The following is a 20795-nucleotide window of genomic DNA, read 5'->3' as shown; positions in this document are numbered from 1 at the left end:
ATCACCTCTAAATTAATAAACTTCAGCGATTAGCATTGTATCGACAATTATAGACTTATCAGAAGGCTTACGTATTTTAAATTTATACCCAAGGTTGTATCGGTCTATGATATTTTTTATTGTGAAAAAATCTTCAGCACTATGATATATGCTTATAATTAGAATCGGCTTTTGTTTTCTAATCGTTTCCTCTGCACCCTTAAGAAAATTCTTTTCAAACCCTTCAATATCTACTTTGATTAAGCCAACATCGATGCTATTAGCTTCAACATAACTATCAAGAGTTATAACTTCTACATTTTCTGTTTGATACACATTCCCATTTTCTCGATTTAATGATGAAAAATCATCATTAATTGATATTTCTAAGTGTTCATTTTTATCACCCAGTGCAAGTTTATTCAATACAACGTTACTTATATTATTCTCTGAAATTGTTTTTTTTGCAAGATTAAACATTTTTGTTGTTGGTTCAAAAACGTAAACCTTTGATTTCGTTTCATGTGCAAAAATTAAAGCTGAGTCACCAAAACTTCCACCAACGTCAATGATAGCTTTATTTTTAAATTTAGCATCGTCTAATAATTCGTTGATGAAATATTTATAGTAGAATACAGTAGTAGTTATTAACTTAACGGGGATGATATATCTTGCATAGGCAAAATATTCACAATTAAGTCTGATGATACTTGAGGCATGCTGATCTTCTATTTTGCTTAGTGCGTCCCGCTCCTCCATAGTGAAATGAAAATAGCTGGTACCTTGCTCTCGGTATTTTTGGATTCTTGATATAACTCTATTAACTACACGAACACTTTCATCATCAAGACCAGAAATAAGATTAATATAATCGTTTTTTATATCACCACAAAAATAACTTAGTGACTCCTCAGAAAGAAGTTTCTCACAAGTATCCATCTGCTGGATTTGTTTATTCAATAACAATTGGTTATTTGTTTTTATTTCTAAATATTGAGAGGAAATTGAATTATGCAACTCAGCAATATGCGTTTGCATCATATCTTTATTTTCAAGAGATAACTTATCTAATTTTCCAGAGATATTGAGAATCTGTTGATGCAAATGACTTACCACTTCGATAAAATTAGTGTCTGTAGGATATTTTCTGGAAAACTCTATTTCCTTTTTCAGCTCTTCTTTGATATGCATATTTAAAGCTGTCAGATGCTGACCTTGCATAGTAATTTGATTACGAATTTGGCTAAGGAAACGGAATTTAAATTTTTTACCCCCAAGATATGCAATCTCAAAACATGGAAGTCCCATGAAATATAATCTTTTCCAAGGTGAATCAGGCATTGGCCTAAAATGAAAGAGATTTATTTTTTGTAATACCCGCGCATATAAATATCCAAACTTTCCTTTATACAGGTCGAAAACTGGGAATCCTAATAAGTTAATTGATTTTATAACAGGGACAAAATTCTTAGTTGAATTACAAAAATCACGGTAAAAAAGAGATGAGTTTTGTAATATGTTTTTAAATGGTTTGATCGTATTTTCAATACTATGATTGGCTTCATAATATTCATAAGCCATTTGACCAAGAATAGCTTTCTTGTTATTTATATAAATATCATCAAATATTGATTTCAAAGAAATAGGTGTGATTTGTAGTTCATCGAACTGGTCATCATACCATCCTAGACAATATCCACTCGAATCCTGCAAATATACATAGCTATCACAACTAATGGGATGCATATTGTGCGGGATAATTATTGAAGGTAGATAAAGGGCTGCTCCCTCAAGGACTGACGTTCCCATCGCGAAAAGTATATCAACATACTGTGTCAAGTATATTTCAAGCTCTTCGCTGGAAAGTGTGCCTACAAATATAACATTTGATTTTTTGTAATGGGCTTCATTGATAATTTCCTTATCTGGGCCATCGCCAATTATATGCACATTAACTTTACTTTCAATATCAAGTTTTTCAATATTGTCTAACAAATTTATGATGCTATAAATTTTATCCGTACAGAGCCTTCCTAACACAGCAATATTGTAATTATCCTGAGAGATAAGACTAGTTAATGCTCTTGTACTTTTCTTAGGCAAACTAATAGGAACAATATCTTTAGAGAAAACTATATTATCAGTATTTTGTCCTAAGCGATGCGACTCGTCACAAAAGAAAACAGAGGATGTATCCCGTACAAGTCGAAGAAAAACTTGCATGTCTTTATCCGAGATACGCCAGTTATACTGCAGGGTTGACACACAGCACATATGCCAGTTTATAAATACAATTTTACTATCTGGGTGTAATTCAGGTATCCAACCTGCAAAATAAATAGGTGTAATAAGAATGACCGGGAACGGTTGCTTTATTGAAAAATCATCAACAGAAACAACTATTTTTTTCACCTTAGTGTTTTTTATAAGACTATCAGAAAGACTATTCTCATAATCTGTATAGTATACTTCATAGTCATCAAATTCTGCTAGTTTATCTGCCAGCCTTGTCAGATAAATAGGCCCACCTGAAACTTCATTCCAAGGGAAATAAAAAACAACTTTAACAGGCGTCCCGACCATTTTTACACCTCAATAAACTCAATGATAAATTTATTCGGAAGAACAAAAAAACAAATACGTTTTTTAAAATACACCGAAATTTCTGGTTTTGTTAAAGCACGAATTCTTTTATGCCTAATAGATTCCAGCATCGAATCAAATTCTTTAATTTTGTAAGCAAAGTGATAATTCTTAACATTAGCATCTATCCATTTATCTAATGTATTTCTTCCTGGTAAATTCTCCAAAAGTTCGAGCCTAGGTCCGTTGTCACTTACAATAAACTGACCTTTAATCCCCTGTATCTCATCGGTGAAAGATTTACCCTCTCGGCGATATCCAAAAGTTCGATAGCAACTAAACTCTTTCTCAATATCTGAGGTTGCAACACCAATATGGTGGAACTCTAAATCTCCAAAATACTTCCTAAGATTTCTTTTATAAATAAATAATGACTTACCTTCTAAAACCTCACGTATATTTTCATAATAATAATCTTTTGGAACAAAATGCTCTACGACATCAAATAAAACGTCATCCAATTTTACATGATTCTCAATCACACCACGTTTTAACTCATTTAATGAGTCATGAAAAGACACAACAGCATGGTTATTTGTAATAGTGCGGCAATAGACCTCAGATAATCCGATATAATCAAACGCTGCCTTAAAAATCAAGTCAACACTTTCAATTGCAGCAAGACTCGATCTCTCGATTACCCAACGCCCCCACTCGCCACGTCCATTTTGAATATCGTAAATTCCAATTAGACCTTCTGGATTCCCTGAAAATAAATTTTCCACTACAAAATAATAGTCATTATTCCGGTTTAAATATTTCTTAATCCATTCTTCCTGAGTTTCAATATCATGAGAAATTTTATTGATAAATTTATTCCGTTCAGCATCAGCCAAACGTATATCAATTATAAATTTTGCATCTGATAATTTTACTGGCCGAATTCGATATGATGCTCCATCGATAATGATGTTATGATTCATTATTCAACTTATCCTCTACACCTCTGATTAGAAGTTCTGGTGTCAACATTTCTGATATTTCTTCTGGCTCAAACATAATACTAAATTTTTCCTCAAGTGCCAAAATAAGCTCTAAGTGAGTAAACGAATCCCACAGCCCTTTCTGATCAGAATTATCAATAATTTCACTAACATTTTTTTTTGCAACGGTAGATATAATCTCAAATATTTTATTACGCATTATTAATCCTTAATATTAATTTGTACAAGTTCATTTGGAATCGTATATTCAAAAACTGAAGGAGTTAAATACTGTTCCAATTTTGAATCGAAGAATATTTTTGCTGGTAAATTTCGTTCGCCTTCTATGTAGCTAGCACGAAGCACTTTTATACCTAATTGCTTTAAGCCAACAGATATTGCTCCTAACACGATAATATCATCAATTCCTCGACCCAGAGCGCGGCAACTAACAAAACATTCTTCAAGCTTCGCGCATTGATTTTCTTTGTCATTTTTTAATACCAATACTCCGACGATTCCAGAGTTTGCCAGTTTATCTTTAACTGAAACAGCAACAACTACACTTTCTCTAGCATCTATAATATTTTCAATTTCAGCTGTAGTATATCTTTTGTAGTTAAAGATGAATTGATTTGTTTTATTGGAAAGTTCAGAAATACGATAAGCTTCATTCTTAGGATCAATCATGAAATCTAACTGAATATTCATCTGTTTAATAAAATCTTCTTTTGTCGTTGCATCGATGATTTTTTTTCTTTCTTCGTTAGCCTTAGAGTCAATATTTCGCAAGGAGTCTTCGTTTGTTTGACCACGTTTTAACAAGCCAGGATAATTATTCAGAACATCTAATGTAACAGTAGCATCCTCTTTTGCTAAGATCGTTTTTATAGATGGATGTATCTGTTTTACCGAAAGAAGTTCTCCTATGTTATCATCAATAAATAATATACTATCAATGCCAATATTCAATTGTTCCGCAATTTCAGAAATTGCTTTTGCCTTAGCATCCCATGAGGCCTTAGAGATTATTATATTTTTGCTGTTTACATAGAAATCGTTACGATTCCGTAGAAGAAAATCAACATCACGTTGATCATTTTTAGATACAATGCAAACAAAAAATCCATTCGATGCAAGCTCTGCAACACGTTTTTGTAGTTGCTTATGGGCTTCGGTTAATTCAATACCATCAACTCCATCCTCACCTAGTACACCTCGATATAGAGTATTATCCAAATCCAGAACAATACATTTAACTGAGGGTCTTAGGAGAGATGGTAGATAATTTAAACCCAAGTCTCTAGATACCGTCAGCATCAGTGGCATACTCATTTTGGTTCCAGAGAATCGTTCAAGTCTTAGATCTTCGTATTTGTCACCAAATTTTTCACGCCATTTACTTATATTGTATAGTGTTATTTGTGAATCAGCTATTGCGATGTCATTTTCAATATCATAGCCATAGTAGCAAAATAAAATATTCCTTTTATAGATATTTTTCAAGATTGCCAACCGTTGCTTGATAAAACTATCAACATCAGATAAATACCGACTCAGATCTAACCAAATAATCACAAGATCGGCTTCAACATCAAGCTCAAAGAAAGATAATGAATCATCATAATCACTATAAGCAAACTCAATATTCAGTTCTGCGAAATCTAAGAATGCAGAAATAGACTTTTCAATTATTTCAAATGAGTGATTTCGATATATGTAGACCTTAAATGTATTTCCATCATTATTTTTTTTATAATTTAATAATTCTTGTCTACCCGGATTAGATTCAAATATAAAATTCTGGAGTTCATAAGTTTGATTCATTTCTAATCTCCATTAAATACTCATCATAATCAAAAACGTATTCATGTTTATCATATGGTTCACTACATAACACTAAAAGAACAGCGTTATCACTAAAATGATGCATTTCTTTCCACACCATTTTGTCCAAGAATAATCCTTTCGTCGGATTATCGAGAACAATATCGACATCATTGACACCGTCCTTTACAGTTACTGTGCATGAGCCATTAACTGAAACCAGGACAAATTTTGTTTTTCGATTTGCATGACAACCTCGCGGCACATCACCTTTGGTACCATACACATAGAAAACTCGTTTGAGGTCAAAAGGAATATGAACTCCCCCTTCTAATGCCACAAGCGCGCCTCTGGAATCTCCCATCTCTGTAAAATCAATCAATTGATACATTATCTAGCCTTTAAATTTCTATGTAGTCTGCATTTTTAAACAAACAACCATTATCATCTTTTGATGAAATAATCGGGGTGTCAATCCCCCAATTAATACCTATATCAGGGTCGTCCCATTTAATGGTCCTTTCACTTTCAGGATGATAGTATGCGGTCGTTTTATAAAAAATCTCCACATCATCCGTCAATGCCAGAAAACCATGTGCGTAACCCTCAGGGATCCATAATTGATAGTTATTTACATCACTAAGATTTATACTAAACCAATGACCTAATGTTTTAGAGCCTGCACGAATATCAACAATGACATCAAGCACCTCTCCTTTCAAAACCCGAACTAATTTTCCCTGTGCATTAGGATGTAATTGATAGTGTAATCCTCTTATCACATCTTTTTTACTTCTACTCTGATTATCTTGTTTGAAAGAAATAACTTTACCCACGACAGTATCGAAATCAACGGAGTTATAACTCTCATAGAAATGACCTCGAGAATCCGTATGAACAGTTGGCACTAATATTTTAACATCACTGAATTTTGTGCTAATAGCTTTCATAAATTCACTTTAAGTCAAGTATTATATTTTCTAACGTATCATTCCAGTTTTTTTGCTCAACGCCAAAAATAGATTTGATTTTACTACAATCTAATCGGCTATTTAATGGCCGTTTTGCCGATAATCCTAAATCGCCAGACAATATATTATTTACTTTTATACTGCTGTTAACTAATTTTTTTTTCTGCGCAAGTTTAATAATTTCTTTGGCAAAAAGATTCCAGTTTGTGTATGGTGAACCACTATAATGATAAATGCCATACATGAACTCTTTGCCATACTCTATGTGATCTATAATATCGAGGACAGCATTCGCAATATCAGGTGCGTATGTTGGTGCACTATATTGATCTGTTACGATATCAAGCGATTCATTTTTCATTGCAAGTTGTAATAACTTTTGAGGAAAGCTATTTCCTTTCGTTGAAAAAACCCATGATGTACGAATTATAAAATATTTATCCATGTTGTTTTGGACATTTTTTTCTCCAATTAACTTAGTTTTACCGTAAAAATTAATAGGGAATGCTTTATCACTTTCATGGTATGCGTAGGAGCTAGTTCCATCGAATACATAATCAGTTGAAAAATGGAATAAAATAGCCCCTATTTCCCTAGCACCCTCAGCAATATATTCTAACGCTGTGCCATTGACTCTTAGAGCAACGTCTCTTTCTCTTTCTGCTGCCTCTACATTTGTGTATGCTGCGGCATTGAATATATAGTCAGGCTGAAATCTACGTATTTCATTTATTACCAATTCCTTGTCGGTGATATCCAACTCCTGACGGCCTTTAGCAAGTACGTCATACTTATCGTTGAATAAATGATGTAAATGTTTACCTAATTGCCCCTGAGCTCCAAGTATCAATATTTTCATTTTATCAATTCTAATAAATATTTCCCATATTCGTTTTTTGACATACTCAATGCTATTTCATATACCTCATTGGTTGACAACCAACCATTTCTCCATGCTATTTCCTCAAGACAAGCAACCTTGAGCCCCTGAACATCCTCAATCGTTTGAACAAATGAAGATGCGCCATGCAAGCTTTCATGAGTACCTGTATCCAACCAGGCAAACCCACGTCCAAATAATTCTACATTTAGTTGATTTTTATCCAGATACATCTGGTTAATAGTTGTAATTTCTAATTCTCCACGTTTAGATGGCTGTACACATTTTGCCATATCAATAACTTGGTTATCATAGAAATACAAACCTGTTACAGCGTAATTAGATTTTGGTGATATTGGTTTTTCCTCAATTGATATTGCTCTCATATTTTTATCAAATTCAACAACACCAAATCGTTCTGGATCTTTGACTTGATAACCGAATACGGTAGCACCATCTTTCTTTTTCGCCGCATTACTTAGCATTTGGCTAAATGATTGACCATAAAAAATATTATCCCCTAAAACTAGGCACACATTTTCATCGCCGATGAATTTTTCACCAATAATAAAAGCTTGTGCTAGCCCTTCAGGTTTCGGTTGCACTGCGTAGGTAATATTGATGCCAAAACTACGACCATCCCCCAATAACCGTTTAAAACTTTCGTTATCCTCTGGTGTTGTGATAACCAGAATATCCCTTATACCTGCTAACATTAGCGTCGATAGTGGGTAGAAAATCATAGGTTTATTATATACAGGTAGTAACTGCTTAGACACTCCACGCGTAATTGGATATAAACGGGTGCCGGAACCACCTGATAAAACGATGCCTTTCATGCTATTGACTCTCTTTTAAATTATTAGGTTTATTTAGGATGTTGCCCCACCAATTTTTATTATTTAAATACCACTCTACCGTTTTCTTTATCCCTGTTTCGAAAGTTTCATGTGGTTTCCATCCCAACTCCACCTCAATTTTATTTGCATCAATTGCATATCGTACATCATGGCCAGGACGGTCTTTAACAAATTTAATTAATGAATGATAGCTAGATATTTCATTAACTTTTTTAGAAATAATTTCATCTAAGATAGTGCAAATTATTTCAACAATTTCTATATTAGCTTTCTCATTATGCCCACCAATATTATAAGTTTCCCCAACTAGACCCTTTGTTACAACCGTATATAGAGCTCTTGCATGATCTTCAACATAAAGCCAATCTCTAATCTGTTGTCCATCTCCATATACCGGTATGTCTTTTCCTGAAAGCGCGTTAATTATTATTACTGGAATGAGCTTTTCAGGATAATGATAAGGACCATAATTGTTAGAACAATTAGTAATTATTACCGGCAGACCATAAGTGCGGTGCCAGGCTCGTACAAGATGATCACTAGATGCTTTTGATGCTGAATATGGACTACTGGGATTATAGGGCGTTTGCTCAGTAAAAAATAGTCCTGAATTTTCTAAATCACCGAATACTTCATCAGTCGAAACATGATGAAATCTAAAATTATTTTTCTTATCATTATTGAGACTACTCCAGTATTTGCGCGCAGCCTCCAACATAGTATAGGTTCCAACGATATTAGTTTGTATAAATACTGCAGAGCCATTAATGGAGCGATCAACATGTGATTCTGCAGCCAAATGCATAACCGCATCAGGTTGGTATTGGTTGAATACTCTATCTAGTTCTATTTCATCACAAATATCTATTTGTTCAAAAAAATATCTTGAGTTGCAATTTACTTCTGATAACGAATCTAGATTGCCAGCATAAGTTAATTTATCTAGATTAATGACGCTATCATTTGTGTTGTTGATTATATGGCGGACAACTGCAGAACCAATAAAACCAGCGCCCCCAGTGACTAATATTTTCATAACATTTCTCATTAGTGAATTACTAGAGCTTATTAACTCATTGTTTTTACAAATTCATCAGTAACTTTTTTTGCATCACCGATCATTTTTACTTTATGATCTTCAATCCATACAACTTTATCACAAATTTTAACCACATCGCTCATACTGTGACTGACAAAAAGGATTGTAGTACCTTTATCTCTGAAAGCATTGATAGTATTTATGCATTTATTTTGAAATGCTATATCCCCAACAGCTAGAACTTCATCAATAATTAATATATCAGGCTGTATTTGAGTTATAACAGAAAAACCTAACTTGGCTAGCATACCGCTTGAATAGACCCTTATTGGCTCATCAATAAATGTACCCAACTCTGAAAAACATATTATTTCATCTATTTTCTGTTCTATTTCTTTTTTTCGTAAACCAAGTAAGGAGGCATTTAATTTGATGTTTTCCCTACCCGTTAGATCTGGATGAAATCCGCCACCCAATTCAAGCATTGAAGCAACACGACCATGAACAATCACGTCACCAGAAGTTGGCTTTATTACTCCAGCAACCAAACCTAGAGACGTACTTTTACCCGCACCATTTCGACCAATAAGAGCAACTGACTCACCTTTTTTAATATTGAAACTAACACCATCGATAGCCAGATAAGACCTTTCTTTAAGCATCTTCCATGCATTTCGTGGATTAAATATTAACCCTTTAATACCAGCACCCAAATGATGGTAGAGAGGATAACGTTTGACAACGTTAACAAACTGGATAACATTTTCCATTATAAAATCTCAGCAAATCTAAATTTAAGCTTATTAAAAATAATGAAACCTATAATTAAAGTCACAACCCCGATGATATACAATGATGTAATCTCTCCCCAATTTAGATAACCATTGAGGAATAAATCTCGCCAGCTATTAATCATAGCAGTTAATGGATTATACACCTCAACCCATTTATATTTTTCTGGAATTAAATCACTTGAATATAATACCGGCGTACAGTAAAACAACAACATAATACCTAAGGTTATAAAGCGTTCTAAATCCCTTAGAAATAAATTTAAAGTAGAAAAAATTAGAGAAAAACCATAGAGCAATATAATTTGCCCTAAAGAAATAATGGGAATTCCGATAAACCACTCTACTGTAGGTGATATACCATAGACTTGCAAAAAAATTATAATCACTGGAATTGTACAAATAAAATGCAGAAACTCCATTAGCACATTGCTTAGTGGTATTATAGAACGTGGAAATAGTGTTTTTTTTATTATCTGAGCATTAGCAACATATGCTAACAACGATGACGATACTACACCAGCAAACCACTGCCATGGAAATAATCCAGTAATGAGAAATGCTGTATAATTTGGAATTTGAACTCTCAAAATCAATTTGAATATGAAATAATAAATCATTGCAAATAATAAAGGATTTGCAACAGACCATACATAGCCAAGTATGCTATTTTTATATCTCACTTTCAATTCTTTCTGCGTAATAATCAAGATTAAATCATAAATATATCCAATACTATACTTCATATTATAGACTCTTAAACATTTCAAAATAAATATAATGGAGTTAGAAGGAGAATAGCATACTACATCAAGAGTACTTATCTTAACAATATAATAAATTATTTGAATTCTAAGACAGCGATGTCCCTGTATGATTCATTTATTAATATGATAATGACTCTTATAAGTGTAGATAAGCTGTAGTAACCGTACTCAAATCGGATAGTTACATACTTATAATCTCTTACCAGTCAAACACTGTTCACTTTGCAGCCAGAACTACCGTAATTCAAGTTTTAACGGATAAGTACGATTTGATGTCTTGCCCAAGGAAAGGGGCGATGATTGTGATTTTTATAATCATCACAAACACCCGTAAAAACCTTATTTATCAGTTAGTTAATAACAAAATGATAGAATAATATCATCTCCATTCAACGAGAATTGGGCACGCTACCGCACTGGCTCTACAGCTACCAGGACACTGCTCACGTTTTGTTGGGCTAAAAAATCACAGACAGCCCCTGAATTAAGGAATATCTAAGCCGGATATTCTCTTATGTATTTACGGTGTAGACAAGAAAAATGTCCCTATGCAGACCAGTAATTTCTTACTGGCCTACCTGTTTTAGTATTTGAAATTTATGAAAAACATTTGTAGCAGCATGCTGCGGGTATCAGACAAATCATTACTCTTTACATATACTGCTGCGATACTTGGTGCAAATCCTGGGCAATGATAGTTGCAGTGGCACTAGCTCAGCAGTTTTAAAATTCGACCCCTGAACTTCGGCCCTTCCTTCAGGTTGCGCAGTCCGTACTTCACAAATGCCTGCATGTAGCCCATTTTCTTACCACAATCGTAGCTATCTCCGGTCATCAGCATGGCATCAACAGACTGCTTTTTCGCCAGTTCAGCAATAGCATCCGTTAACTGAATACGCCCCCAGGCACCAGGTTCCGTTTTTTCCAGTTCAGCCCAGATATCAGCTGACAGCACATAGCGCCCTACTGCCATCAGATCGGAATCCAGCGTTTGCGGCTGATCGGGTTTTTCAATGAATTCAACGATGCGGCTGACTTTACCTTCGTTATCTAACGCTTCTTTGGTCTGAATGACCGAGTACTCAGAAAGATCGCCATCCATACGCTTGGCCAGCACCTGGCTGCGCCCGGTTTCATTAAAACGTGCCACCATCGCGGCAAGGTTGTAACGCAGCGGATCGGCACTCGCCGTATCAAGCACAACATCAGGCAGCACCACCACAAATGGGTTGTCACCGACGATGGGGCGCGCGCAGAGGATAGAATGGCCCAGACCCAGCAATTGCGCCTGGCGCACGTTCATAATGGTCACGCCCGGCGGACAGATGGACTGTACTTCTGCCAACAGTTGACGCTTCACGCGCTGCTCAAGAAGTGATTCTAATTCATAAGAGGTGTCGAAGTGGTTCTCAACGGCATTCTTGGATGCGTGCGTCACCAGAACGATTTCTTTGATCCCAGCAGCCACAACCTCGTCGATAATGTACTGAATCATCGGCTTGTCGACGATCGGTAGCATCTCTTTAGGGATGGCCTTCGTGGCAGGCAACATATGCATCCCCAGACCCGCTACCGGAATAACTGCTTTCAAATTAACCATTAAGTCATTCACCTATTTTATAGTTGCTGAATTATAGCTTTTTAGCGTGTTTTAGCCAGTATGAATTACATCGTTCAGTTGGCGAGTATGTTACGCCGCTTATCCCCAGAATGCAGTAATCATAATCCCAAGCTGCAGCCCTTTAGCCAGGAATGGTCGTAAAATTACCTTCCCCGCTCCGGCAGTCGAAAATTCACCGCCTCGACGTTCACCACCTGATGATTCACTCTGTCGATATCAACCGAGCTTTGCCCGGTTTCATTCACCGCATGGACGTTGGCCAGTGACAGCAGCGTGTCCTGTTTAGCCATAAACTTGCCGCGCACGTCCTGACGAAGATCGAAGTGCATCTTCAGCGCGGGCCCAACCGCGGATTTTTGCATCACCTTAATATTGCGTAAAAAAAGATGTTGCGGTTGATTGTGCAGTTCCAGCGTCGCCCGCGTCATCTCCACGTTGGTAATGGCGACAAACGACGTTGCATTGCCTGATGAAATTTGAATACCGCGTAATGTAGACTCGAGCTGACTGTTATCCAGATGAATATTATTTAGCTTAAAGTTTTGCGGGATAGATAAATATCGCCCTTTGATGACGCCGTAACCAATTAACATGCCTGCACTCTGTTTCATATTGATATTATCAATAACGAAATTGTCACAACCATAAATAGCTATCGTGGCATTATCGATGCCCGCTTTCTTACTGAAATCCGGAGTGATGTTGCGGGCATTAACGTTACGAATGATAAAGTGCTTGCCGTTCTCCACGTGGACTAACTGGCGACAATCAGAACCGGTGATATTCGCCACCACAAAGTTTTTCACCGCCTGCGCGTCCGGGTAGCTATTGTCATACGTGCTGCCCGCCAGTCCGATGCCAATTCCCCAGTTCACGTTGCCATTGGTACAGTTAATGCGCTCAATAACATGATCCGAGATGAGAATGTCGCGGTCGTTAATCGCCACATTCCACTCGATGGCATCGCCCTGCAAATCACTAAAATGACCGTTAGTGATCCGTACGCCGTCCATCTGGTTGTGAAATCCCTGGCGCAGGATGCCATAGTTCGCGTGGCTGACGCTGATATCATCAATCATCAGATTGCGCATCTGCCGCGGGGTCTTGCCGCCGATATAAATTTGTGTCACCGGGCCGAAACCGCTCATCGCCAGTCCTTTGATAACACAATCTGAACCCCGCACGTCGAGGGTGATATTGTGCAGGCTCCCACTGCCCTCCCCGGTTACCTGACTTCCCTCCTGCAGAACAAACCGCCCGCGCCCGTTGCCGCTCACGCGTCCAAGTATGCGTAACGTTTTGCCCGGTGGGATAAATACGCCGGTATTCATGTTTTCACAGACCACACCCGCAGGGACCACGACGGTTTGCCCCTCAGCGAAGGCCTGGAGGAAAGAAGCGACCCAGTCATTCGGGTTATAATCCTGAATATTGACGCTGCGCGCGGCTTCCAGCGCCCTTACAGCGGGAGAATGGAGTACGACAAGCGCAGAGCCTGCCGTAATAAAGGTACGTCGGGAGAGTTTTTTCTCTGGCATACAACCTCGGTTTACAGCGCGTGCAGCAGGCTGGCTAACTGTTTATTGATGGCGTATTGATTGAATTCCGTGGCGATTTTTTCACGCGCGCGCAGCACAATCGGTGTCACCTCCTGACTATCAAGCTGGCTGAACGCCGCCAGCCGTTCAGCCAGCGACTGCGCATCGTTTTCAGGCGCCAGCCAGCCGGACTTACCGGACTCCACCAGCTCAGGAATACCGCTGTGAACAGTAGACACTACCGGGATCCCCACCGCCATCGCCTCCATCAACGCTACCGGGATCCCCTCCATGTCGCCATCCGCTCCCGTGATGGAGGGCAGCAGAAATACATCCGCCTGTTCTAACATCGCTTTGACCTGATGACTGGGCATAAAGCCGGACATCTCAATCACATCATCGAGTTGATACTGTTCAATCAGCGTGCGCAGGCGCCGCTCCCACGGGCCAATTCCCAGAATGCGATACCGAAACGCCACACCCTGCGCTTTTAGCTGACGACAGGCTTCGATAGCCACATGCAGCCCTTTTTTCTCGGTGAGTCGCGCAACCGAAAGAATTTCCAGCGTTTCTCCCGGCACTTTCATCTCGCGGGGGGTAAAGCGCGTCATATCAATACCCATGCGCGATACGGCAATCTTCTGCGGCGGACAGCCCATATTTTTTAACCTTCCGGCCCACAGATGGCTGATGGGCAGCATCAGATCGCCGCGCTGAAACAGCGTTTGATACTCCGGAGTATAGCGGGCGAGCACCTCCCGGTGCGAAATGTCAATGCCATGAAACACCGTGGCAATTTTGCCGCTTAACACGCCCAGTTCACGCAGCTTCGCCGCCGTCACGCCCGCCGGTCCAAAGTGGGCAATAAACACGTCGGCATGAAACGTTTTACGGGTTAACCCGCATATCGCCGCCAGAATTAGGTTGCGCGCCTCTTCGCCATAGCGAGAGATATTCAGCGCTTTCCAGGTCGCAGCCCGGCTAATGCCCTGCCACGCCGCCACGCCCCGGTATTGCAGCTTAGCTCGCTTGCCTTGCGGCTCGTCGAGCAGCCAGTGCGTTTTGTCTGCTAATCGGTACGCCTCATAGGCAGCATGTGTGTTTTCGAGATCGCCCTTGTGCAATGCGACAATTTCGACGTCATGACCCATATCGATAAACGCGGTTATCTGATTCAGCACAAAGGTCTCAGATGAGAGCGGAAATTTAAGCAGAAAAAAGCCAACCTTCATTTTTGCTCCTCAATGCGCGTCAGTACCGATTGCACCATGCGCATGCCGTGTTCACGCTCACGCTGCACGGCCTCTTTCAGCCGTATACTGAGGGCTGGCAACTGCCCGAGCACGTCGGCCACCTGCGTTTGCAGACTGCCGTCCAGCAGATAGCTGATGTCAATCGCCATCTCCGACAGCCCCAGCTGCTGCATAATCCCCGCTGATTTATGCTCGTAGTTGATGGCAATCGCCGGGGTATCAAAGTTCATGGAAATAATGGCGGAGTGCAGACGGGTGCCCACGGTTAACTCGCACGCCCCGAGAATTTTCCCCATCTCGAGGTCGTTCAGTTCGTCCATCACCACATGATATCGGGCCGGATCGTTAACGTACTGACGCAGGTTCAGTGCTACCATGCGGTCATCTTTGTTGTAACTGTCGATGCCGGTACAGGTTGACAGCGCCATCACCTGGTAACCCTCGTCGAGGATACGGTTCACCACCCCGGCAAACGCCTGCTCATAGGCCTGCTGCGTGGTGCCCAGACGTTTATCAAACGGCGCCAGCTCCCGCAGGGTGATGGCGACGGTTTTTTGCTGTGCCACTGTGTGTAGCCAGTGCCGGACGGCATAGCTGGGTTCAAAATCGGCCTGATGATTATCAACCAGCCAGGCGGTATCGACGCCGTGCTCCACTTTCTCGGTAGTGATTTCGCTGCGTTTCATCAAGTCCAGACTGACGGACTCACGCAAAATCAGGGCATTACAGTGGCCGAAGACGTAATTTGCCAGTTGGTTAAATTGTGCATCCTGGAACGGCCCGACGCTGTGACCGATCATGTACAGCGGCTTTTTCGCCATAAATGTGCACAGAGCATGTTCAAACTGCGGCACGCCGTACAGATCGACAAAAAACGATCCCCCCACCTGGATGATGGCGTCATAGCGCGACAGCAGACGGACAAAATCAGTAAACCCCTGGGCAATGGCGATATTGCGCAGGTTACCGGAATCGGTCACGCGCGAGAGCAAAACCTGATGCTGATAGCGCCGACGCAGGACTTTCTTCACCCGCCCCACTACGCCGGCGGCGTTATTGTGCTGCTTCATCTGCGAATACAGCGGATCCCCCATCACCGGGCGATTGAGCAGCCAGGAAGAGCTCACCGGATAACGGCTCATCACATCCACTTCCGTCTGCGGTTGCAGCGTGTTAATGGCATCCAGCAAACCGCGCAAAATGGCGCTGTCGCCACGGTTGCCGCAGGTATGGTTGCCGAGAATTAATACTTTCATCATGACCTCTTTCAATCATTGCCGGATGGCGGCTGTCGCCTTATCCGACCTACAACAAACCCAATTCAGCCTGCGCGGAGCAAGGTTTTCATTTTTTCACTGCGGCAAAACGGGCGTTTGAGTTCCGCCACCAGCGGGTGGCGCGACAGCACAATCGTCACCGCAAATGCCAGCACGCCCGCCGCTACCTGCAGACCCAGCAGCAGGCTTAACGCCAGTTGGCCCTGCAGCACAATGCCCAGTCCATAGCTAATCACCAGCGTCGGTATGGAGAGATAAAACGGCAGCCACAGGCTGAGCATGTACTGCCTGTAGCTCGGCCCCAGCACCGGTTTAATCATCACGAAGTAGCTGAGAATGGTGTTGACTACCTGCACCAGCAAAAAGCCCAGCGTCACGCCCATCGCGCCTGCCAGATGTCCGCCAACGAGAATGGCCGGAATAAAGAGACAGGTTTTGAAGACATTGAATTTGAAGCTGATATCAACGCGGGCTTTTGCCATCAGCAGCGAACCTATCGGATTACCGACAGAGCGCAGCAGCCCAACGACGCACAGCAATTGCAGGATGGGGACGATGGCGCGCCATTTCTCACCGAACACCAGCGGTACCAGATTGTTCGCCACTACCATCAGGCCCAGCAGCGCCGGGAAGTTGATAATGCCGACCACCGACAGGAGCTTGTAAAAATTCACCCGCAGTTTTTCGCTGTCGTCCTGTATTTTGGCAAACGCCGGAAACAGCACGCGGGTGATAATCGGGTTCAGCTTGATGGGCGGGACCACCGCCACGTTCCAGGCCAGATTAAATCCGCCCGCCACGCCTGCGCCCAGCGTTCGGGCCAGCACCAGCGTGGAAAGGTTGGTATTGACATAATTGATGATGCTGTCGGCCGTCAGCCAGGCACCAAAGCGCAGATTCGACATCACCGATGCAAGTGAAAAATGCAGCCCGGGGCGGTAAATCTGGCGACCCAAATAACCAAACAGCAGCGTACGCAGCGCGCAGTTCACCAGATACCCCAGAATGGCAGTCATCGCCAGCGGCCAGAAATGGGCGCCGATCACGGTCACGGTAAACCCGGCCAGTACCGCGCTGGTTTCAATCATGCCAATTTTGTTGAACGCCATGTCCTTTTGCATCAGCGCACGGAACTGCTGCCCGTGCGGGATCAGCACAAACGCCAGCGACAGCGTTTTAATCAGCGGTGCCAGGTCGGGGTTATTCAGGACATCAGCAATCACCTCACTGAGCAGGAACATCGCCAGGCACACCACCATACCCAGCCCGACGTTCAGCCAATACAGGGTGGTAAGTTCAAGATAACCAATCGCTTTGCGCTGGATAATGGAGTTGGCAATGCCGAAGTCGGAGAGCGTATCGGCCAGCGCGATAATCACCAGCGACACGGTCAGCAGACCGAACTGATGGGCGTCAATGATGCGCGCCAGCACGGTCATCTGAATCAGCCCAAGGCCAATGATGAAAACCGTGGCAATCGCCGACCACTTGGCACCGTTAAGGGTTTTTTCTCGTAAGCTCATGTTTAATACGCCGCTTTGTTAACAAAACCCTTAAATACCGTCAGAAAAACAATCTTGATATCGAACCACACGCTCCATTCGCGAATGTACTCAAGGTCAAATTCCACTCGTTTTTCCATTTTTTCCAGCGTGTCGGTTTCCCCGCGCCAGCCGTTGATTTGTGCCCAGCCGGTAATGCCGGGTTTCACCTTATGGCGCAGCATGTAGCCTTCAATAAGCGTGCGGTATTGCTCGTTGTGTGCCACCGCGTGCGGGCGCGGCCCGACGATCGACATACCACCGGTCAGCACGTTAATAAACTGCGGCAGCTCATCGAGCGAGGTGCGGCGCAGGAAATTACCCACACGGGTGACGCGCGGATCGTTTTGTGTCGCCTGGGTGACGACCGCGTCGTTTTCCATCACCTTCATCGAGCGAAACTTCCACACCTTGATCGGCTTGCCGTCCATGCCGTAGCGGGTCTGGCGGAAAATCACCGGCCCCTTTGAGGTGAGCTTCACCGTCAGCGCAATGCCGCACAGCACCGGGGAAATCAGCAGCAGGATCAGCGAAGCCAGCACGATATCTTCCGCGCGTTTCAGCAAGCGATTAATGCCCGACAGCGGCGTGTCGTACAGCGGCACCACCGGCACGCCATTCATCTCTTCAATGCGTGAATGCAGGATGTTGAAGGTAAAGACGTCGGGGATCAGGATCACCGAACAGGTGGTGTCGGCCAGGTCGCGCACCAGTTTTTTTACGCGGGTGCCGTCATTCATCGACATGGCGATATAGACATTGTGAATGCGGGCAGCTTTAGCGTCATCCACCAGCTGTTGCAGATTTCCGGCCCAGTCGCGGGAGTTTTTTCCTGGGACGGGATCGTGATAGACGCCCGCTACTTCAAAGCCCAGCCACGGTTCATGACGAAAGCTGTCCAGCAGCAGCTGTCCGGCAGGGAGATCGCCCGCTACCGCCACCCGACGGGTGTTATATCCACGATTGCGCAGCCACCCTGCAATGTAGCGAATAAACGCGCGACACAGCAGCAGACCGACGCTGGACAGCAGATACCACGCCAGCCAGACGGCGAATCGGTTATCAAAATCGTTGTTAAAGGCAATTAACCCTGCGCTGAAGACCAGGCTCAGCGTCCAGTTTTGCAGCAGCAGCACCAGCTCGGTGGAAATTTTGACGCCGCGCCAGGAACGGTAAAAATCGGTGATCCCCCCCAGCATCTGAAAAACCACCAGCGTGATCAACGCCACCAGCAGGTGCATGTACAGGAAGGGCAAACCGCTCAGTTCACAGACCAGCCACAGTCCGCCAAACATGATGGTGATATCTGAAAAGCGTTGCACCATTGAGATTAACGACGCATTGGTTTTCGCGCGTTGGCGCTTTTTTAGATGTGTCATCGTGGTTCCTGTTAGTCACCCCTTGCCCACTGTAGGGCAAGGGAAGCACCGGCATTACTGATTCAGCAACGCCAGAAGAGTGCGCGTTCGCGCTTCCATCAACGGAATGTCTCCGCGCGATTCCACGTTCAGGCGCACCACCGGTTCGGTATTGGAGGAACGTAAATTGAAGCGCCAGTCGACAAACGACATGCTGATACCATCGGTTCTGTCCACCGCCAGCGCCTCGCCGGAGAAATGCTGCTCTACCCGGTCAATCGCCACCTTCGGCTCTGCCAGAGTGCTATTGATTTCCCCGCTCGCCGGATACGCCGCCATGCGGTCGCGAACCAGTTCGCCAAGCCGCTGTCCTTTCAGGCACACCAGTTCCGCTACCAGCAGCCACGGGATCATTCCGCTGTCGCAGTAGGCAAAATCACGAAAATAGTGATGGGCGCTCATTTCGCCACCGTAAATGGCATCTTCATGACGCATTCGTTCTTTAATGAAGGCATGACCGGTTTTCGACATCACCGGCTTACCACCCGCCGCCGTCACCACATCGACCGTGTTCCACGACAGACGCGGGTCATGAATGATCTTCGAGCCCGGATTTTTCTCCAGAAACGCCTCCGCCAGCAGGCCGACAATGTAGTAGCCCTCAATAAACTGGCCGTTCTCATCAAACAGGAAGCAACGGTCAAAATCGCCGTCAAAGGCAATCCCCATATCCGCGCCGTGTTCAATCACCGCATTACGGGTATCCGCCCGGCATTCCGGCAGCAGCGGGTTGGGAATACCGTTCGGGAAGGTGCCGTCAGGCGTGTTGTGGATTGTTATCAATTCAACCGGGACACCAAGAGACTGAAAACGGGCTTCAATGGCGTCCAGCACCGGGCCTGCCGCGCCGTTACCGGCGTTAAGCACCAGCTTCATCGGTTTAAGGTTTTTGACGTCGATGTAACCAAGCAGATGGTCAATGTAAGCCGCGCGAGGATTGATTACGGTGTAACGGCCACGTCGGGACGCATCCACAGGCGGGAAGTCGTTGGCTTCCGCCAGCCGTTGGATCTCGCGCAGACCGCTATCGCCGCTGATGGGCCGCGCGCCCTCACGTACCAGCTTCATGCCGTTGTAATCCAGCGGATTATGGCTGGCGGTCACTTCAATACCGCCGTCCACGCCGAGGTGGAAGGTGGCGAAGTAAATCTCTTCGGTACCCGACATGCCGATATCCAGCACATCCACGCCCGCATCCTGCAGCCCTTTTGCCAGCGCCATCTTCAATGCGTTGCTGGTCAGGCGGACATCACCGCCCAGCACCATGGTTTTCGGTTGCAGATACTCACCGCAGGCGCGGCCAATGCGCCAGGCGATGTCTTCATTGAGCTCTTCGCCCAGCCTGCCGCGAATGTCGTAGGCTTTGAAACAGGTTAATGTCGTCATGTTTTACCCTTCTTCAGGCAACAGTTGGCCCTGACCGGAATATGGCCAAAATAGGTGGTTGTTGTTGATTACCCGGATGCG

The 20795-nt window shown here is 43.1% G+C and carries 18 protein-coding genes; all 18 read right to left on the bottom strand.

Annotated elements, in window-relative coordinates; all coding sequences use genetic code 11:
* Nucleotides 1-12 precede the first annotated feature (12 nt).
* Entirely contained in the window at nucleotides 13-2562 is a 2550-nt protein-coding gene (locus FDW98_RS04925) for an FkbM family methyltransferase (protein ID WP_096756610.1), read from the bottom strand.
* A gap of 2 nt (nucleotides 2563-2564) precedes the next feature.
* The gene (locus FDW98_RS04920) at nucleotides 2565-3545 is read right to left on the bottom strand and encodes a GNAT family N-acetyltransferase (protein ID WP_096756609.1); all 981 of its coding nucleotides are present in this window, start codon (nucleotides 3543-3545) and stop codon (nucleotides 2565-2567) included.
* Nucleotides 3535-3765 carry an acyl carrier protein gene (locus FDW98_RS04915; protein WP_096756608.1) on the bottom strand — a complete coding sequence of 77 codons (231 nt, stop codon included), beginning with the start codon at nucleotides 3763-3765 and terminating at the stop codon, nucleotides 3535-3537. The genes FDW98_RS04920 and FDW98_RS04915 overlap by 11 nt, the downstream gene beginning before the upstream one ends.
* A gap of 2 nt (nucleotides 3766-3767) precedes the next feature.
* A complete protein-coding gene (locus tag FDW98_RS04910) occupies nucleotides 3768-5372 on the bottom strand; it encodes an HAD-IIIC family phosphatase (protein ID WP_096756607.1) in 1605 nt (534 codons plus the stop codon).
* On the bottom strand, nucleotides 5356-5763 hold the full coding sequence (locus FDW98_RS04905) for an FdtA/QdtA family cupin domain-containing protein (RefSeq protein ID WP_096756606.1): 408 nt from the start codon (nucleotides 5761-5763) through the stop codon (nucleotides 5356-5358). Before FDW98_RS04905 ends, FDW98_RS04910 begins: the two co-directional genes overlap by 17 nt.
* Before the next feature lie 10 nt (nucleotides 5764-5773).
* Nucleotides 5774-6322, bottom strand: coding sequence for a dTDP-4-dehydrorhamnose 3,5-epimerase (gene rfbC / locus FDW98_RS04900; RefSeq protein ID WP_096756605.1), 549 nt, complete (start codon nucleotides 6320-6322; stop codon nucleotides 5774-5776).
* Nucleotides 6323-6326: 4 nt separating this feature from the next.
* Nucleotides 6327-7202 (bottom strand): dTDP-4-dehydrorhamnose reductase, encoded by an 876-nt coding sequence (rfbD, locus tag FDW98_RS04895; RefSeq protein ID WP_096756604.1) that lies wholly within the window; start codon nucleotides 7200-7202, stop codon nucleotides 6327-6329.
* The gene (rfbA, locus tag FDW98_RS04890; RefSeq protein ID WP_096756603.1) at nucleotides 7199-8062 is read right to left on the bottom strand and encodes a glucose-1-phosphate thymidylyltransferase RfbA; all 864 of its coding nucleotides are present in this window, start codon (nucleotides 8060-8062) and stop codon (nucleotides 7199-7201) included. Before rfbA ends, rfbD begins: the two co-directional genes overlap by 4 nt.
* Nucleotide 8063: 1 nt before the next feature.
* Nucleotides 8064-9119 (bottom strand): dTDP-glucose 4,6-dehydratase, encoded by a 1056-nt coding sequence (rfbB, locus tag FDW98_RS04885; RefSeq protein WP_096756602.1) that lies wholly within the window; start codon nucleotides 9117-9119, stop codon nucleotides 8064-8066.
* Between the two features lie 32 nt (nucleotides 9120-9151).
* A complete protein-coding gene (locus tag FDW98_RS04880) occupies nucleotides 9152-9892 on the bottom strand; it encodes an ABC transporter ATP-binding protein (RefSeq protein WP_096756601.1) in 741 nt (246 codons plus the stop codon).
* On the bottom strand, nucleotides 9892-10659 hold the full coding sequence (locus FDW98_RS04875; RefSeq protein WP_096756600.1) for an ABC transporter permease: 768 nt from the start codon (nucleotides 10657-10659) through the stop codon (nucleotides 9892-9894). Before FDW98_RS04875 ends, FDW98_RS04880 begins: the two co-directional genes overlap by 1 nt.
* Nucleotides 10660-11389: 730 nt before the next feature.
* Nucleotides 11390-12280 carry a GalU regulator GalF gene (gene galF / locus FDW98_RS04870; protein ID WP_096756599.1) on the bottom strand — a complete coding sequence of 297 codons (891 nt, stop codon included), beginning with the start codon at nucleotides 12278-12280 and terminating at the stop codon, nucleotides 11390-11392.
* A 164-nt stretch (nucleotides 12281-12444) separates the two neighbouring features.
* The gene (gene wcaM / locus FDW98_RS04865; RefSeq protein WP_096756598.1) at nucleotides 12445-13839 is read right to left on the bottom strand and encodes a colanic acid biosynthesis protein WcaM; all 1395 of its coding nucleotides are present in this window, start codon (nucleotides 13837-13839) and stop codon (nucleotides 12445-12447) included.
* Between the two features lie 11 nt (nucleotides 13840-13850).
* A complete protein-coding gene (wcaL, locus tag FDW98_RS04860; RefSeq protein ID WP_096756597.1) occupies nucleotides 13851-15071 on the bottom strand; it encodes a colanic acid biosynthesis glycosyltransferase WcaL in 1221 nt (406 codons plus the stop codon).
* On the bottom strand, nucleotides 15068-16348 hold the full coding sequence (gene wcaK / locus FDW98_RS04855) for a colanic acid biosynthesis pyruvyl transferase WcaK (RefSeq protein WP_096756596.1): 1281 nt from the start codon (nucleotides 16346-16348) through the stop codon (nucleotides 15068-15070). The genes wcaL and wcaK overlap by 4 nt, the downstream gene beginning before the upstream one ends.
* A 65-nt stretch (nucleotides 16349-16413) precedes the next feature.
* The gene (locus tag FDW98_RS04850) at nucleotides 16414-17892 is read right to left on the bottom strand and encodes an MOP flippase family protein (RefSeq protein WP_096756595.1); all 1479 of its coding nucleotides are present in this window, start codon (nucleotides 17890-17892) and stop codon (nucleotides 16414-16416) included.
* Nucleotides 17893-17894: 2 nt separating this feature from the next.
* Nucleotides 17895-19289 (bottom strand): undecaprenyl-phosphate glucose phosphotransferase, encoded by a 1395-nt coding sequence (gene wcaJ / locus FDW98_RS04845; RefSeq protein ID WP_096756594.1) that lies wholly within the window; start codon nucleotides 19287-19289, stop codon nucleotides 17895-17897.
* A gap of 54 nt (nucleotides 19290-19343) precedes the next feature.
* The gene (gene cpsG / locus FDW98_RS04840) at nucleotides 19344-20714 is read right to left on the bottom strand and encodes a colanic acid biosynthesis phosphomannomutase CpsG (protein WP_096756593.1); all 1371 of its coding nucleotides are present in this window, start codon (nucleotides 20712-20714) and stop codon (nucleotides 19344-19346) included.
* Between the last annotated feature and the right edge of the window lie 81 nt (nucleotides 20715-20795).

This window comes from Citrobacter sp. wls711 (assembly GCF_005281055.1).
GTDB classification, from domain to species: domain Bacteria; phylum Pseudomonadota; class Gammaproteobacteria; order Enterobacterales; family Enterobacteriaceae; genus Citrobacter; species Citrobacter gillenii.
Note: the sequence above shows the minus strand (reverse complement) of the source record. Positions and strands in the feature narration are given on the sequence as shown.

Coding starts and splice junctions, on each gene's coding strand:
- wcaM (WP_096756598.1), bottom strand. CDS start 13,839: ATGCCAGAGAAAAAACTCTCCCGACGTACCTTTATTACGGCAGGCTCT.
- rfbA (WP_096756603.1), bottom strand. CDS start 8,062: ATGAAAGGCATCGTTTTATCAGGTGGTTCCGGCACCCGTTTATATCCA.
- FDW98_RS04880 (WP_096756601.1), bottom strand. CDS start 9,892: ATGGAAAATGTTATCCAGTTTGTTAACGTTGTCAAACGTTATCCTCTC.
- galF (WP_096756599.1), bottom strand. CDS start 12,280: ATGGTTAATTTGAAAGCAGTTATTCCGGTAGCGGGTCTGGGGATGCAT.
- wcaL (WP_096756597.1), bottom strand. CDS start 15,071: ATGAAGGTTGGCTTTTTTCTGCTTAAATTTCCGCTCTCATCTGAGACC.
- FDW98_RS04875 (WP_096756600.1), bottom strand. CDS start 10,659: ATGAAGTATAGTATTGGATATATTTATGATTTAATCTTGATTATTACG.
- rfbD (WP_096756604.1), bottom strand. CDS start 7,202: ATGAAAATATTGATACTTGGAGCTCAGGGGCAATTAGGTAAACATTTA.
- FDW98_RS04850 (WP_096756595.1), bottom strand. CDS start 17,892: ATGAGCTTACGAGAAAAAACCCTTAACGGTGCCAAGTGGTCGGCGATT.
- FDW98_RS04910 (WP_096756607.1), bottom strand. CDS start 5,372: ATGAATCAAACTTATGAACTCCAGAATTTTATATTTGAATCTAATCCG.
- FDW98_RS04905 (WP_096756606.1), bottom strand. CDS start 5,763: ATGTATCAATTGATTGATTTTACAGAGATGGGAGATTCCAGAGGCGCG.
- rfbB (WP_096756602.1), bottom strand. CDS start 9,119: ATGAAAATATTAGTCACTGGGGGCGCTGGTTTTATTGGTTCTGCAGTT.
- FDW98_RS04925 (WP_096756610.1), bottom strand. CDS start 2,562: ATGGTCGGGACGCCTGTTAAAGTTGTTTTTTATTTCCCTTGGAATGAA.
- FDW98_RS04915 (WP_096756608.1), bottom strand. CDS start 3,765: ATGCGTAATAAAATATTTGAGATTATATCTACCGTTGCAAAAAAAAAT.
- wcaJ (WP_096756594.1), bottom strand. CDS start 19,289: ATGACACATCTAAAAAAGCGCCAACGCGCGAAAACCAATGCGTCGTTA.
- FDW98_RS04920 (WP_096756609.1), bottom strand. CDS start 3,545: ATGAATCATAACATCATTATCGATGGAGCATCATATCGAATTCGGCCA.
- cpsG (WP_096756593.1), bottom strand. CDS start 20,714: ATGACGACATTAACCTGTTTCAAAGCCTACGACATTCGCGGCAGGCTG.
- rfbC (WP_096756605.1), bottom strand. CDS start 6,322: ATGAAAGCTATTAGCACAAAATTCAGTGATGTTAAAATATTAGTGCCA.
- wcaK (WP_096756596.1), bottom strand. CDS start 16,348: ATGAAAGTATTAATTCTCGGCAACCATACCTGCGGCAACCGTGGCGAC.